The organism is Algisphaera agarilytica (assembly GCF_014207595.1).
In the GTDB taxonomy this organism is placed as follows: domain Bacteria; phylum Planctomycetota; class Phycisphaerae; order Phycisphaerales; family Phycisphaeraceae; genus Algisphaera; species Algisphaera agarilytica.
In genome coordinates this window covers 195993-211135 of record NZ_JACHGY010000001.1, presented here as the reverse complement: position 1 = coordinate 211135, position 15143 = coordinate 195993, and the positions used below count along the sequence as shown (strand labels likewise).

General features: G+C 64.6%; 14 protein-coding genes. 7 read left to right on the top strand and 7 right to left on the bottom strand.

The features are described 5' to 3' along the window. Nucleotides 1-2 precede the first annotated feature (2 nt). Complete coding sequence (locus tag HNQ40_RS00890; RefSeq protein WP_184675450.1) at nt 3-1340, bottom strand: NAD(P)/FAD-dependent oxidoreductase; 1338 nt, start codon at nt 1338-1340, stop codon at nt 3-5. Between HNQ40_RS00890 and alaS the strand changes: the two genes are divergently transcribed. From alaS to HNQ40_RS00870, 4 genes are all read left to right on the top strand, one after another. Then, nucleotides 1339-4299: an alanine--tRNA ligase gene (gene alaS / locus HNQ40_RS00885; protein WP_221435317.1), complete on the top strand. Its 2961-nt coding sequence runs from the start codon at nt 1339-1341 to the stop codon at nt 4297-4299. The genes HNQ40_RS00890 and alaS overlap by 2 nt on opposite strands. A gap of 100 nt (nt 4300-4399) precedes the next feature. Next, on the top strand, nt 4400-5635 hold the full coding sequence (locus HNQ40_RS00880; RefSeq protein WP_184675446.1) for an LL-diaminopimelate aminotransferase: 1236 nt from the start codon (nt 4400-4402) through the stop codon (nt 5633-5635). 106 nt (nt 5636-5741) lie between these two features. After that, nucleotides 5742-6212, top strand: coding sequence for a pyridoxamine 5'-phosphate oxidase family protein (locus HNQ40_RS00875; RefSeq protein WP_184675443.1), 471 nt, complete (start codon nt 5742-5744; stop codon nt 6210-6212). 40 nt (nt 6213-6252) lie between these two features. Then, the gene (locus HNQ40_RS00870) at nt 6253-7500 is read left to right on the top strand and encodes a cytochrome-c peroxidase (RefSeq protein WP_184675441.1); all 1248 of its coding nucleotides are present in this window, start codon (nt 6253-6255) and stop codon (nt 7498-7500) included. A 7-nt stretch (nt 7501-7507) separates the two neighbouring features. Here HNQ40_RS00870 and HNQ40_RS00865 read toward each other — a convergent pair whose 3' ends face one another. The 4 genes from HNQ40_RS00865 to HNQ40_RS00850 form a co-directional block, all read right to left on the bottom strand. After that, nucleotides 7508-8158: a hypothetical protein gene (locus HNQ40_RS00865; protein WP_184675439.1), complete on the bottom strand. Its 651-nt coding sequence runs from the start codon at nt 8156-8158 to the stop codon at nt 7508-7510. After that, the gene (locus HNQ40_RS00860; protein WP_184675437.1) at nt 8155-8739 is read right to left on the bottom strand and encodes a flavoprotein; all 585 of its coding nucleotides are present in this window, start codon (nt 8737-8739) and stop codon (nt 8155-8157) included. Before HNQ40_RS00860 ends, HNQ40_RS00865 begins: the two co-directional genes overlap by 4 nt. A 79-nt stretch (nt 8740-8818) precedes the next feature. Beyond that, nucleotides 8819-9028 (bottom strand): DNA-directed RNA polymerase subunit omega, encoded by a 210-nt coding sequence (locus HNQ40_RS00855; protein ID WP_184675435.1) that lies wholly within the window; start codon nt 9026-9028, stop codon nt 8819-8821. A gap of 79 nt (nt 9029-9107) precedes the next feature. Further along, on the bottom strand, nt 9108-9626 hold the full coding sequence (locus HNQ40_RS00850; protein ID WP_184675433.1) for a hypothetical protein: 519 nt from the start codon (nt 9624-9626) through the stop codon (nt 9108-9110). 80 nt (nt 9627-9706) lie between these two features. Here HNQ40_RS00850 and pheT point away from each other — a divergent pair, with 80 nt between their 5' ends. Further along, nucleotides 9707-11761 carry a phenylalanine--tRNA ligase subunit beta gene (gene pheT / locus HNQ40_RS00845; RefSeq protein ID WP_184675431.1) on the top strand — a complete coding sequence of 685 codons (2055 nt, stop codon included), beginning with the start codon at nt 9707-9709 and terminating at the stop codon, nt 11759-11761. Nucleotides 11762-11867: 106 nt separating this feature from the next. Beyond that, entirely contained in the window at nt 11868-12902 is a 1035-nt protein-coding gene (locus tag HNQ40_RS00840) for a Gfo/Idh/MocA family protein (protein WP_184675429.1), read from the top strand. Nucleotides 12903-12949: 47 nt separating this feature from the next. Here the strand turns inward: HNQ40_RS00840 and HNQ40_RS00835 are convergent, their stop codons facing one another. Continuing rightward, on the bottom strand, nt 12950-13663 hold the full coding sequence (locus tag HNQ40_RS00835) for a ComF family protein (protein WP_184675427.1): 714 nt from the start codon (nt 13661-13663) through the stop codon (nt 12950-12952). A gap of 27 nt (nt 13664-13690) precedes the next feature. On the opposite strand from HNQ40_RS00835, the gene HNQ40_RS00830 reads away from it, so the two are divergent. Beyond that, nucleotides 13691-14503 (top strand): hypothetical protein, encoded by an 813-nt coding sequence (locus HNQ40_RS00830; RefSeq protein WP_184675425.1) that lies wholly within the window; start codon nt 13691-13693, stop codon nt 14501-14503. 6 nt (nt 14504-14509) lie between these two features. Here the strand turns inward: HNQ40_RS00830 and HNQ40_RS00825 are convergent, their stop codons facing one another. Next, nucleotides 14510-15100 (bottom strand): DUF429 domain-containing protein, encoded by a 591-nt coding sequence (locus HNQ40_RS00825; RefSeq protein WP_184675423.1) that lies wholly within the window; start codon nt 15098-15100, stop codon nt 14510-14512. Nucleotides 15101-15143: the final 43 nt, after the last annotated feature.

The window sequence follows — 15143 nt, the reverse complement described above, 5'->3', positions numbered from 1 at the left end:
GGTTAATCCCTTACCCCGGGCTGGTCGGGTTTGTCGTCGTTTTTCGGGATGATGATCCGGGCTCCGCGGCGGAACGCGAGGTAGGAATAGCACCACTGCACCAGCACGCTGACCTTGTTGCGGAAGGTCACGAGGAACATCAGGTGGATGCCCAGCCACGCCACCCAGGCGAAGAAGCCGCTGATCTTGAGCTTGCCCACCCACGCCACCGCACGCTTTCGGCCGATGGTCGCCATGGAGCCTTTGTCCCAATACTCGAAGGCCTCGCGGGCTTCGGGCGGCTGCTTGCCGTGCTTGAACTCGTGTTCCACGAGCTTGGCGACGTGCTTGCCCATCTGTAGCGCCGCGGGCGCGACGCCGGGCACGGGGTCGCCGTCTTTGGTGGTGAGGTTCACGAGGTCACCCACGGCAAACACCTCAGGATGGCCCGGCACCGAGAGGTCGGGGTTGACCTTGATCCGCCCGCCGCGGTCGAGCTCGGCCGAGTCGGCGAAGGCGGCGGTCAACGGGCTGGCGGCGACGCCCGCGCCCCAGAGCACGTTGCGGGTCTGGATCGAGGTGCCGTCGTTGAGCTCGACGTGGGTGTCGTGGACGTTGCTGACGCGGACCCCGAGCCGGACTTCGACGCCAAGCTGCTCGAGCTGGCGCTGGGCGCTGGCGGAGAGTTCTTCGGGGTAGACCTTGAGCAGGCGCTCGTTGCTTTCGATCAGGATCACGCGGGCGGTCCGCACATCGATCCGGCGGAAGTCGCGGTGGAAGACTTTTTGCACGAGCTCGCCCATCGCCCCGGCAAGCTCGACGCCCGTCGGCCCGCCGCCGACCACGACGATGGTCATCAGCCGTTCCTGCTCGGCGGTGTCGAGAATCGTTTCGGCCTTCTCGAACGCGGTCAGCACCCGGCGGCGGATACGCAGGGCGTCGTGCAGCGTCTTGAGCCCAGGGGCGTGTTTTTCCCAATGGTCGTTGCCGAAGTAGCTGGTCCGGCCGCCCGCGGCGAGGACGAGGTAGTCGTAGGCGATCTCGCGGTCGCCCATGACGACTTTCTTGTTGACGGGGTCGATCGACGTGGCCTCGTCCATCAGGCAGGTGATGTCTTGGCGTTTGCCCAGCACGGCCCGCAGCGGGGCGGCGATCTCGGTCGCGGCCAGTCCCGCCATGGCGACCTGGTACAGCAGCGGCTGGAACAGGTGGTGGTTCTGCTTGTCGATCAGGATGATCTCGGGGGCCGGGGCGTTGGGCCGGGTGGGCACCTTGCAGTTCTGGCAGAACGCCAGGCCCGCGAAACCGCCGCCTATGACGACGAGGTTGGGGCGATCCGGATCGGTGGGCTGTTCGATCATGGCGACTAAGCCTAGCACGCCCGGCGTGGTCGATCAGCTATACTCCGCGATTCCCACGGCGTTCTCGGACGGCACCCCGTTCCGCGTCTGCCCTACGCTCCAGAAACTTAACGTTATGCCCAACCCAGCCCCCGGAAACTCCGCCAACCAGATCCGCCAGCAGTTCATCGACTTCTTCGTCCAGAAGGCCGGCCACGCCGCGGTGCCCTCGTCGCCCGTCGTCCCCCACGACGACCCGACGCTGCTGTTCACCAACGCGGGCATGAACCAATTCAAGGATGTGTTCCTGGGCACCGGCAGCCGGGACTACACCCGCGCGGTCGACACACAGAAGTGCATCCGGGCCGGCGGTAAGCACAACGACCTCGACGATGTGGGCAAGGATTCCTACCACCACACCTTCTTCGAGATGCTGGGCAACTGGTCGTTTGGCGACTACTTCAAGCAGGAAGCCATCGACTGGGCCTGGGAACTGCTGACTTCCGAGGAGTGGTGGGGCCTCGACCCCGAGCGTCTGCACGCGACTTACTTCGAAGGCGACGCAAGCGAAGGCCTCGACCCCGACCTCGAAGCCCGCGACATGTGGCTGAAGCACCTGCCCGCCGACCACGTCCACCCCGGCAACAAGAAAGACAACTTCTGGGAGATGGGCGACACCGGCCCCTGCGGCCCGTGTTCCGAGCTGCACTACGACCGCAGCCCCGACAAATCCGGCGGCAGCCTCGTCAACGCCGACGGCCAGGACACGGTCGTCGAGATCTGGAACCTCGTGTTCATCCAGTTCAACCGCCAGCAGTCCGGCGGCCTCGTCCCGCTGCCCGCCAAGCACGTCGACACCGGCATGGGCTTCGAACGCATCGTCCGTGTGCTGCAAGGCAAGACCAGCAACTACGACACCGACGTGTTCACCCCGATCTTCGCGGCGATCCAGAAGGTCACCGGGGCCAAGCCCTACGACGGCGGCGAAGACACGCTCAGCAATCCGATCGACACCGCCTACCGCGTTATCGCTGACCACATCCGTGCGTTGACTTTTGCGTTGTCCGACGGCGCCCACTGCGGCAACAAGGGGCGCGACGCGGTGTTGCGGACGATTTTGCGTCGCGCGGTGCGCTTCGGCCACCAGACGCTGGGCGTGACCGAGCCGTTCTTCTACAAGCTCGTGCCGGCAGTGGTCGAGTTGATGGGCGATGTCTTCCCCGAGATCGGCCCGGCTGCGGAAGCCGTGGCGAAAGAACTCGAAGAAGAAGAGATCGCGTTCCGCGCGACACTCGAAAGAGGCATCGTGATTTTCGACAAGGCCCTCGAAGGCTTGTCGTCTGGTCAGACGCTCGACGGCGAGACCGCCTTCGACATGGAAGCGACCTACGGCTTCCCGTTCAGCCTGACCCAGGTCATGGCGGATGAACGCGGCCTGACCGTGGATCAAGCGGGCTACGACCAAGCCAAAGCCAAGCACGCCGAGATTTCCAAGGGCGAAGGCGGCGGGGCCGACGCCAAGGCGTCGCTCGTCGAACTCGTGCAACAGAACGACCTGCCCAAGACCGACTTCACCGGCTACGGCCAGACCGAAGCGATGGGCGTTGAGACTTCGGTCCACGTCTTCCGCGTCGGCACCAACTGCGGACTGTACAAGGTGGCCGAGCAGGTCGAGGCGGGTAAGCCGTGTGCGGTCGTGCTGGGCCAGACCCCGTTCTACGCCGAGGCCGGCGGCCAGGTGGGGGACACCGGCTCGCTGCAGTTCACCAACGGTGCTCGCGTCAAAGTCACCGACACCGTCAAGGTCGGCGACGTCACGTTCCACCTCGGTGAAGTCCTCGCAGGGACGCTGCAGGGCGGGGCGACTTCAGTCGCCCTGGCCGTCGACGCTAAACGCCGTGCCCTCACCCAGAACAACCACACGACCACCCACGTCATGAACCGTGCCCTGCGGGACCACGTCAACGACGAGGCGAACCAGAAGGGTTCGCTGGTCGACGACGAAAAGCTCCGCTTCGACTTCTCCCACGGCAACGCGCTGTCGCCCGAAGAGATCGCTGCGGTGGAGAAGCAGGTCAACGACGACATCGCCAAGGACCTGCCGGTGTACGCCCAGGTCGTGCCGCAGGAAGACGCGCTGAAGATCAACGGCCTTCGTGCAGTCTTCGGCGAGAAGTACCCGCCGATGGTCCGCGTCGTGTCGATCGGCGTCCCCGTGAACGATCTGATCAGCGACCCCGACAACGCCGACTGGCCCGGCTACAGCATCGAGTTCTGCGGCGGTACGCACCTCGCCAAGACCGGCGACGCCGAGGGCTTCTGCATCGTGTCGCAGGAATCGGTCAGCAAGGGTGTACGTCGTGTGACCGCACTCACCGGGCCCGCGGCCCACAAAGCCGTGGCCACGGGACAGCAACTCGCCAGCAGAGTCGAGATGCTCAAAGATGCGCCGGTCGAATCGCTGGCTCAGCAGATCGAAACCATCACCAAGTCGGCCGAGGCCGCGACGTTGCCGTTGTCCGCCACCCACGCGATCCGTCTGGGCCTCGGCGAGCTCGGCGAGAAGGTGAAGGCCTACCAGAAGCAGCAGGGCAACCAGGCCGAGCAAGGCGTCGTTGCCGCGGCGCAAGCCATTGCCGAGGAACATTCCGGGGGGGTCATCGTGGCGGAGGTCCCCGGGGCCGATGGCAAGACGCTCCGCTCGGCGATGGATGTCGTCCGCAAGAAGCACGGCGAGAGCGCGTTGTTCCTCGCCACCGCCGACGCCGAGTCGGGCAAGGTCGCGATGATCGCCTCGGTGCCCAAGCCGATGATCGAAGGCGGCTTCAAGGCCGGCGACTGGATCAAACACGTCGCCCCCATCGTGGGCGGCGGCGGCGGCGGCCGACCCGACATGGCCCAGGCCGGCGGCAAAGACCCTGCTAAACTCCCCGACGCCCTCGAAGCCGCGAAACAGTTCGCAAACGAGAAAACCGCTTAGCCACAGATTTCACAGATTTACGCAGATTTTCGAAACAGCATGACCAGGTTTTAATCTGTGTTCATCTGCGAAATCTGCGGCAACATGATTGGATTTAACCATGGCCCGTATCAACGACAATTACCTCAAGCTCGCCGCCGGCTACCTCTTCCCGGAGATCGCACGCCGCGTCAACGCCTTTGCCGAAGCCAACCCCGAGGCCAAGCTCATCAAGCTCGGCATCGGTGACGTGACCGAGCCTTTGCCCGAAGCGATCCGCACCGCGATGATCCGCGCCGTCAACGAGATGGGCAAGAGCGAGTCCTTCCACGGCTACGGCCCCGAGCAGGGTTATGCCTGGCTGCGTGAAGCCATCGCCGACCACGACTACAAGGCCCGCGGCTGCGAAATCGATGCCTCGGAGATCTTTGTGTCCGACGGCAGCAAATGCGACAGCGGCAACATCCTAGACATCCTCGGCCACGATAACACCATCGCTGTGTGCGACCCGGTCTACCCGGTGTATGTCGACACCAACGTCATGGCCGGCCACACCGGCGGGGCCAACGAAGACGGGCGTTACGAAGGCCTGGTCTACCTGCCGATGACCGATGCGAACAGCTTCGAGCCCGCGTTGCCCGAGTCGCCTGTGGACGTGGTGTACCTCTGCTACCCCAACAACCCCACCGGCGCGACCGCCAGCCGTGAGACGCTCAAGGCGTGGGTCGACTACGCCCTGGCGAACAACACGCTGATCCTGTTCGATGCGGCCTACCACGCGTTCATCACCGATGAAGACGTGCCGCACTCGATCTACGAGATCGAAGGCGCTCGCAAGTGCGCGATTGAGTTCCGCAGCTTCTCGAAGAACGCGGGCTTCACCGGCACGCGTTGCGCCTTCACCGTCGTGCCCAAGGGCCTGACCGGCAAGGCCAGCGACGGCAGCGACGTGGAGATCCACGGCCTGTGGAACCGCCGTCAGTCCACCAAGTTCAACGGCGTGTCCTACATCGTCCAGCGCGGGGCCGAGGCGGCCTACAGCGAAGAAGGAAAGGCCCAGATCGAAGAGCTGGTCGGCTTCTACATGGAAAACGCCCGCCTGATCCGCGAAGGGCTGATCGCCGCGGGCATGACCGTGTTCGGCGGGATCAACGCCCCGTACGTCTGGGTCAAGACCCCCGACGGCGTTAGCTCCTGGGACTTCTTCGACCAGCTTCTCAACGAAGCCCACGTCGTCGGCACCCCCGGTAGCGGCTTCGGCGCATCCGGCGAAGGCTACTTCCGCATCAGCGCCTTCAACAGCCGTGAAAACGTCGAAGAAGCGCTCCAACGCATCGGCGCCAAGCTGGCTGTGTAAAAACGTTAGCCCCGGGGCAATGACCCGGGGTGCCTGTGCTCCCCAATCGCAACGAACCTCCCGGCCGACCGCACCCCGCGGTCGGCCGCGGCTTTATACTGCCCCCATGACGGACGACCTCGCCTTCAATCAGGAAATCGAACTCTTCCTCGCCACCTGCCGGACCGCGAGCCTCGCGACCTTCGGCTCGGATGGCCAGCCCCACGCCGCCAACCTCCAATACGCCCACGACGCCAACTGGTGCCTGCACTGGATCAGCTCGACCGACTCCAAGCACAGCCAGCACCTGATTGAGAATCCCCGCGCCGCGGTCACCATCTACGCCCACCAGGACGTCCCCGAGCTCATCCACGGCCTTCAGATCCACGGCACCGTCGACCTCGCCATCTCCCACGGTCAAGCCGAGTGGAACCACGTCTGGGAGCTGTACACCGGCAAGTTCGAGTTTGTGAATTCGATGCCTCAGCTCCGCTCGGCTGCAGAACAGCAGAGTTTTTATCGTTTCCGCCCGACCTGGCTCCGCTGGATCGACAACCGCAAGGGGTTTGGCTGGAAGGTCGAGAAAACGCTGAGCTGAATTGGATGCAATAGCAGGGGGCTGGTGGCGTTCTACGGCCATGAGATACCCGCCGGTTGCTCTGTTATTGGTTCTATTGGTCTTGGCGTTCGCGGCGAGCCCGGCCCTGTCGAAGGTCACGGGCGTGATCACCATCACGCGTCTTTTCAATTACGCAGACCAGGACATCCCGTCCTACATCACCCAAGACAACACGCCTCTGAACAACCCGATCACCGACGAAGGCGCGACCCTCGGCCGGGTGCTGTTCTACGACAAACGACTCTCGGCGGACAACTCGATCTCGTGTGCGAGTTGCCATCAGCAGGAGCACGCCTTCTCCGACACGGCCGAGCGCAGCGAAGGCATCGACGGCCAACTCACCAACCGTCATTCGATGCGTTTGGTCAATGTCCGATTCGGGGACGAAACAAAGTTCCGCTGGGACGAGTCGGCCGAGTCGCTTGAGGCGCAGATGACCCTGCCCATCCGGAACCAGGCCGAGATGGGGTACAGCGGTGAAGACGGCGGCCCCGGCTTCGATGAACTCATCGAGAAGATGGAAGACACCCGCTACTACCCCAAGCTCTTCAAGATGGCGTTCGGCGACAGCCAGATCACCGAAGAGCGGATGCAGTTGGCGCTAGCCCAGTTTGTCCGGAGCATCCAGTCGTTCGACTCGAAGTACGACGAGGGGCGGGCCCAGGTCGACTCGGAGCTGGACGACTTCCCGAACTTCACCGCCTCGGAGAACAACGGCAAGCGGCTGTTCTTCGAAGACTTCGAGTGGGTCGAGGACGAGCATACGCCACGGCGGAGGCCGAACGCCCGTAACGCCAGCACCGATTCTTTCCTCGCGGCCCGGCGGGTCGGCGGCGGGTTCAACTGTGCCGAATGCCACGTGCCGCCCGAGTTCGCGATCGTGCCGGACTCGCTGAACAACGGCTTTGTGCGCCCTTCGCCGCCGGGCCGGGGCAATCCGGTGGACCTGAACGTGACCCGCTCGCCCACCCTGCGTGACCTCGTCCATCCTGATGGGGACCTCAACGGCGGCATGTTCCACGCCGGTGCCGCGACGAACATCAATGCGCTTTTCGCCCACTACGACTTCCGCCAGCCCAACGACGACAACACCAACCTCGACCCCCGCATGATCAAGGACGGCCTACCCCAGCTGCTCGACGCCACCCGCCAGGAACGCCATGACCTCATCGCCTTCCTCGAAACCCTCACCGGCAGCAACGTCTACACCGACGAGAAGTGGTCCGACCCGTTCAACGAGCGGGGGGATCTACGGCTGCAGCGATAGTGTTTGCTCAGTCAGTACAGCGCCAAACCCACCACGGGCCATATAGATGGTTCCAAGCTAGGTCGCCAGGTAAATGTGGTTCATTATCCGGGCTGTAGATGATTCCACCGAAGATAGAACCGCGTCCTACAAGCCAATCGCCCCTTGACGTTTTGTACCAGACCGATTTGCTATCGGCATGAAACACCGTCCCGGTGAACAAGCTCCAAAATCCGGTAGTGCGTAGGCCGCTGTTTTCAACAAAATATAATTGTTGGTGTTCTTGTAGGTCCATGATCCATTCTGCGTCCTTTTGAATTGAACTCTGGCATAGCCAAAGACGGACCTTGAGATCTAGATCTGTAGTAGAAGCAGTTAACATCAATACCAGTGGCAATATGGCAACGAGCCAGTTTGGTAGATAAGAAAAAACATTACTTTTTTTGCGTACGGCAACGAAGAAAAATACGCCAAGTCTTGCTGCGAGATACCAAGCACTAAAGACCATGCTCGATCCAATAAAGATCGACCATGAGGCAGGAACCGTGGCATCCGATGCGATGATCAGGATCGTTCCAGCGAGCAGATATAGAACAGCGTATTCGAGGCTGGCCGGTTGGAAAGCAACGCGCAACCAGAACGAATGAGGCGTTGCTGGTTGAGTTGTTGCATCGCTCATTCATCAGTACCGATGGATATATCGACTAGGCTTCGCTTGATTTCATCGGCCTCGCTCATCCGCCCGCTCCCACTCGTGCGACAGGCCTGCCAACCCTTGGCGGGGCCGACTTCGTTGAAGTTGGGCAGGAGGTCGCGCAGGGTTTGCAGATTGCGTTGCACGATCGGTGAGTCCCACATGTCGGCGTTCATCGCGGGGGCGACGAGCAGCGGGGTGTCGCTGGGCAGGGCGCAGACGGTGAGGCTGACCAAGTCGGGGGTGAGTCCGGCGGCGAGCTTGGCGAGCATGTCGGCGGAGCAGGGGGCGATGACCATCTGGTCGCACCAGCGGGCGAGGCCGACGTGTTGGGAGTCGGGGCGGTCGTCGTGTTGCCACATGCTGGTGAGTACGGGGTGGCCCGACAGGGACTGGAGCGTGAGTGGGGTGATGAACTTCGTGGCCGCCTCGGTCATGATCACGCGGACCTCGGCCCCGGCTTGGGCGAGGCGGCTGACGAGCGTGGCGGTCTTGTACGCGGCGATCCCGCCGGTGAGGGCGACGAGAATCTTGCGGCCGGCGAGGTTGGAGGCGTCTTCGGGCATGCCACCATTGTAGAGCAACGAAAAAGCCCACCGATGATTTCACCGGTGGGCTTCATGGAATTCGGTTGAGGGAAGAGGTTTACTCTTCGTCTTCGGCGGGGAGCTCGAGGGTGATCTTACCTTCGACGACTTCCTGCACGGCGACTTCGAAGTCGGTGCGGCCGTTGCGTTCGACCAGCGGGCGGTCGCCGTCCATGAGTTCACGGACGCGGTGCTGGACCAGCGAGGTGAACTTGAAGCGTCCGCCGAGGGCGTTGATCACGGTGTCGTCTTTGAGAGCTTCGATCATGGGGGACTCCGGGGCCTGGGCCGATGGGCCGGGTGAGGGTTGAGGGAATCCAAGATTGTAGGCAAATCCCGGAAAACCGTCAACGTCCGCCGCGGAGCTCGATCAGGCGGTCCAGGAGCTGTTTGGCGGGGGGATTGCGGTCGGGGGTGGTGCGGAGGTCGGTGGTTTGGTCGCGGGCGGTGATTGACAGGCGGTAGACGACCTCGGGGTGGGACGACCCGGACATGGGGACCAGCGTGGCCTCGTGGGCCGCGGCTTGCTCGGCCAACCGGTAGAGCCCGGCCATGTCGGTGGGCGAGAGCGTGGCGGTGGCGGGCGGGTGGAATTTCGGGGAGACGCCCGGGCCCAGGGCGGCACGGAGCGTACGGTCGGGGGTCACGGTGTGCTGGGCGGGTCGCTCGTCGGGGGCGGGGGTTTCGCCGGGCCAGGGCTGGGACTGCACGAAGAATTCGAGCGTGAAGTCCGGTGGGTAGGCGGTGGCCTCGATCACGGCCTGCCGCTCGGCCGATTCACAGCCGACCAAACCCAGCACGCCCGCGCACAGCAGCACCGCGGTGAGCCAGGCGGGCGATAGGGCAGTGGGGCGGCGGAGTAGCATGATCCCGCATGTTAGCGGTGAAGCGTGTGAAAGTGGGTTGCCCTGCGATGCCGGGCGGGGGCGGGTAAACTCTCGGCCCTATGAAAATCAGTCTGAACTGGCTCAACGACTACCTCGGCACCCCCGTCGCCCATGACGCGGTGGACGACCTCTTGACCGGCCACGGCTTCCCGATCGAAGACACCATCGAGATCGACGAGGGCCCGGCCAAGGGCGATGTCATGTTCGATGTCGAGGTCACTTCCAACCGCGGCGACTGCCTCAGCCACGTCGGCGTGGCCCGTGAGGTCGCGGCGGCGACCGGGGCCGAGCTCAAGCGTCCCCCGGCCGAGCTGCCGGACGCGGGCAGCGAATCGGTCGAGTCGTTGACCAGCGTGGATCACAGCACCCAGCCCGAGGCCTGCCCGCTGTACACCGCCCGCGTGATCACCGGCGTGAAGGTCGGCCCGAGCCCGGATTGGCTGGTCGCCAAGCTCGAAGCGGTCGGGCTCCGCAGCGTGAACAACGTCGTGGACGTGACCAACCTCTTGCTGCTCGAACTCGGCCAGCCGCTGCACGCTTTCGACATGGGCAAATTGGCGGGCCGGAAAGTCGTCGTGCGTGGCGCGACCAAGGGCGAAAAGTTCAACGCGATCGACGGCACGAAGCACGAGCTGCGTGAAGGCATGCTGGTGATTGCTGACGCCGAGAAACCCCAGGCCGTGGCGGGCGTGATGGGCGGGCTGGATTCGGAGGTCGGCGAGGAGACGACCGACATCTTGCTGGAGTCGGCGATCTTCGAGCCGCTTCAGGTCCGCAAGACCAGCCGGGCGCTCAAGCTCGCCAGCGATTCGAGTTTCCGCTTCGAGCGTGGCGTGGATCCGGTCGGCGTGGGCACCGCCAGCCGACGCGCTGCCGCACTGATCGTTGAACTCGCGGGCGGCACGCTGGCGGACGGCGTGATCCGCGTCGGGCCGTTGGCGGACCAGGAGAACGAGCCCGCCATGCTGTCGCTGCGGGCCGAGCGTTGCCGGCAGCTGCTGGGGCTGGACCTCTCGGCCGAGCAGCAGGCAGACTACCTCAACCGTATCGGGCTCAACGCCGCGGCCGACGGCGAAACCGTCACCGCGATGATCCCGACGTTCCGTCTCGACCTGTTACGTGAAGTCGACCTGATCGAAGAGATCGCCCGCCTCCACGGCATGGACGCGATCCCGATCAAGCCCAAGCTCGAGCTCATCGCCAAGCCGCCGCAGGCCACCGTGCAGGCGAAGAGGGCCATCGGCGACGTCATGGTCGCCCACGGCTACCACGAGACGATCACCTTCAGCTTCATCCGGCCGAAGTTGGCCAAGCCGTTCCTGCCCGACGGGGCCGAACCATTGATGCTCGAAGGCGACCACAAGAAAGACGAGCCGATGCTCCGGCCGTCGGCGCTGCCGAGCTTGCTGTCCTGCCGGAAGCTGAACCAGGATGCGGGCAACCACGGCGTCCGCCTGTTCGAGACCGCATCGACGTGGAAGGTCGTGGACGGCCAAACCGTCGAGACGGTGATGCTGGCGATGCTGCGTGACGCGGAAGATGTCGATGAGGCGTTGCGTGAACTGCGTGGTGGTATCGACGAGGTCGTCGAAGCGCTGGGCGGGGCGAAAGCCTTGGGCACGGTCCGCGTCGAGCCGATCGAAAATGGCGGCGAGTTCTCCGCGGCGGGTACGGTCTTCGTCGGCGACACAGCGGTGGGCGTCATGGGCCTGATCGGCGACAAGACACGCGACCGGTTCGATGTGCAGACGGCCCAGGTCGCAGCCGAGTTGGATTTGGCGGCGCTCCTGGCGTTGTTCCCGCCGGTGCGTGAGGTGGGGGCGCTGCCGAAGTTCCCGGGCATTGAGCGTGATTTGTCGGTGATCGTTGATGAGGGTGTGTCGTGGTCGCAGGTCGAGTCGGCCGTCGTCGCGGCGAAGCCGGAGATGATGGAAGACCTCGCGTTCATCGGCGTGTACCGCGGCAAGCCCATCGCCAAGGGCAAGAAGAGCGTGAGTCTGCGGATGGCGTTCCGTGATCCCGCCACGACCTTGCGTCACGATCAGGTCGACCCGCAGGTCGCAGCGGTGCTCAAGTCGCTGACCGAAGCGGTCGGGGCCGAGCTGCGCGGCTGAGCTTCGGGCCGTTGCGGTAGGGTGGCACCGCCCACTGCAGAGTTTCGAAATGCTTGGTGGTGGGCGGTGCCCACCCTACGTTGAATATTCCCGCCCAGGAGTTGCGATGGCGTCGAAGATGAAGACGGTGGTGGTCGGCTGCGGCGGCATGGCCCGTGAGTGGGTCAAGCACGCGGTGGAACTCGACACGATCGAATTGGTTGGACTGGTCGATCTGAACCGCGACGCGGCGGTCGCGATGGCGGACTGGTTCGAGCTTTCGCACGATCTGGTCTTCGACTCGCTCAAGGCCGCGGTCGAGGCGACCGGCGCGGACGCGGTGTTCGACGTGACGGTGCCCGTGGCTCACGACAAGGTGACGATCGAGGCGCTTGAGTTGGGGTGTCACGTACTGGGCGAGAAGCCGATGAGCGACACGCTCGATAAAGCCCGGGCGATGGTCGCGGCGGCAAAGGCCTCGGGCAAGACCTACGCGGTGACGCAGACGCGTCGGCCGCTTGTGGGGTTCAAGTCACTCGAAAAGTTTGTCGCGGCGGACGGGATCGGTGATCTCGCGGAGCTGCACAGCGATTTCTACATCGGCGCCCACTTCGGCGGCTTCCGCGACGCGATGGCCCACCCGCTGGTGCTGGATATGGCGATCCACACGTTCGACAACGCCCGGCAGGTTTCGGGGGCCGATCCGGTGAGCGTCTACTGCCACGCGTGGAACCCCAAGCACTCGTGGTACGACGGGCATGCCTGTGCCACGGCGATCTTCGAGATGACCGACGGCGTCGTCTACACCTACCGCGGTTCGTGGTGCAACGAGGGCTGCGACACGACGTGGGAAGCCGACTGGCGGATCGTGGGGGCCAAGGGCACGATCACCTGGGACGGGGCCGACGCGATGAAGTGCGAGGTCGTGACGCCCGGCCAGACTGAGGGGTTCATCCGCGAGAAGACGCAGGTCGACATCCCGCTTATCGAGATGGCCGACGAGGGCCACGGCTATCTGATTCGCCAGTTTGCCGAGCACGTGCTGTCGGATGGGGCGGTGTCGGTCGAATGCCCGTACGAGGACAACATCAAGAGTCTGGCGATGGTGCTCGCGGCGGTGGAGAGTGCCGACGCGGGGCGCAAGGTGGAGGTGGTGTGGTAACCGCGTAGCCGCTTGCGGCTTAGCGCTAAGCCGCAAGCGGCTAATGACTACAAAGATTTGAAGTGCTGTCCTTTCGGGTCCGCCACCGCGGCGACAGCGGCGTGCACGCTGCGGGCTCCGGCCTGTTTGAGTAGCCGCGCACAAGCGTTGAGCGTCGATCCAGTGGTCTTGATGTCGTCGACGAGAATCACGTCGTATCCCGTAAGGTCGATGGGCCGCATCGCCAGCGAGCCGCGCACGTTCGCGGGGCGTTGTGACGCCGCGACCGTCGTCTGCGGCGCGGTGTGGCGGGTGCGTTTGAGCGCTTCGAGACACGGGTAGCCGCGCACATCCGCCAACGCCTCGGCCATCAGCCGCGACTGGTTGAACCCGCGCGACCACCGCCGCATCCAAGGCATCGGCACCGGGCAGACCACGAGTTTGTTTTCATCCAGCGGCTTGCCGAGTTGCTGGGCAAGTTGTTCGCCGAACCACCTCGCCCAGCTCCACTGCTTGCCGAACTTCATCGCCTTGATCCAGCCGTCGAGCGGGTCGGCGTAGGCCGAGAGCCGGGTGAGGCGGTGCCAGTGGATCGTCTGGTCGAGGCAGAACGGACATCCCCGGGCGGTCACCGCGCCCGGCCCGGCCGAGGCCCCACACCGCGGGCAATACCGCTCGGCGGCGTCGGCCGACCAGTCCTCGGCCTGGTCCAACGCGACCGCCACCCCGCGGGGCATCACCTCGTCCAACACGCTTTTCAGGTACCCGGACACCCGTTGCATACGTCTCGTTATACTCGCCAGCCGATCATGAGCGAATCCCCCGATCAAGTTTCTCGCCTGCAAGCCGTCGTCCCCGGGATCAGGCCGTTGTCGGTCTCGGCCCCGTTCGGCAACTACATTCGGCCCTCGGGCTGCACCGCCACGCTGGGCACGTTTACGGTTGAGGACCGGCCCGGCCGGGTGTGGCGGATCCTCAAGACCGTCCGCTACTACCCCCGGGCCCGCGCGTGGATCAACAAGATCGGGCTGCGCAACCCCGGCATCGGCTGGGTCGAGAAGAAGGTCGCCACGGGCAAGCTCGACCTCTCTGACAAGCTGGTGTCGATCCACGGCTTCAACGACGGCGAGTGGTTCGACCTGATCGAGCGGCTGTCCGCGATGAAGCCGATGGGCATGGAGTTGAACATGAGCTGCCCGAATGTCGGGCACATCGACTGGCCCGAGGATCTGTTTACGCGGGCGGTGGCGACGGGCGTGCCGGTGATCGTGAAGCTGCCGCCGGTGAATTATGAGGCGATGGCGCAGATGGCCTACGACCAGGGCGTGCGGGTGTTTCACTGCTGCAACACGCTGCCGGTCCCGGCGGGGGGGATGAGCGGGTACCCGCTCAAGCCCGTGGCGTTGCAGTGCATCCGTGCGATCCGCGACCTGCCGTGGGGGCAAGACGTAGCGATCATCGGCGGCGGCGGGATCCGCAGCGCGGCCGAGCTCGACGAATACCAAGCGGCGGGGGCGGATGCGTACGCGATCGGGACGATCGTGATGAGCCCGATCTTGCTGGTGAGCCACGCACGTGTGGTGCCGATCCGCGAGCGGGCGGATGCGCTGGTCGCGGGGTGAATCAGCTTAGACGAGGATGACGCCTTCGTCGGGGTGCCCGTAGCTTTGGGCTTCGCCTGTTGCGTGGCGTTCGGCGGTGAGCCAGGCGAGCAGGGCGTCGAAGTGGTGCCAGGTCGCGACGACTTGACGATCAAACGGGGCACCGATCAAGGAGGCGAGTTGCTGCGTCATTTCAGGCAACGCGTCGGTAGATTTTTTGTACTGATCCTTTGGAAGTTCCAGGCGTTTGGCTTGCGCGGCGGGGTAGACCTCGTGCCACACGCAGTGCGAGTGCGTCGCAGAGAGCCGCATGGCCCGGGCGGTGAGTCCGCCGAGGAACATGGGGGACATCGCGGTGAGTTCGCGGTCGCCTCGGCGGAGGTGGAAGTCGTCGAAGCCGTCGAGTTGGCGGTAGACGCCCGGCAGCGAGAGCGGGGCGTCGAGGTAGACCGTGGCGGCGGGGTGAGCGCTCAACAGCGACGCGATCATCGCGTCGGCGTCCTGCTTCTTCGCTGAGGCGTGGAAGGACAGGGGCGTCTGGGTTTCGGGGTCGCCTTGGACCACGACGGTGGTCCCCGCGAGTTTGCTGCCGAGGTCGATCGCGAAGGTGGGGGGCATACGCGATGGTAGGAGCCGCGCCGCAGCTACGCAGCGGCGGGCT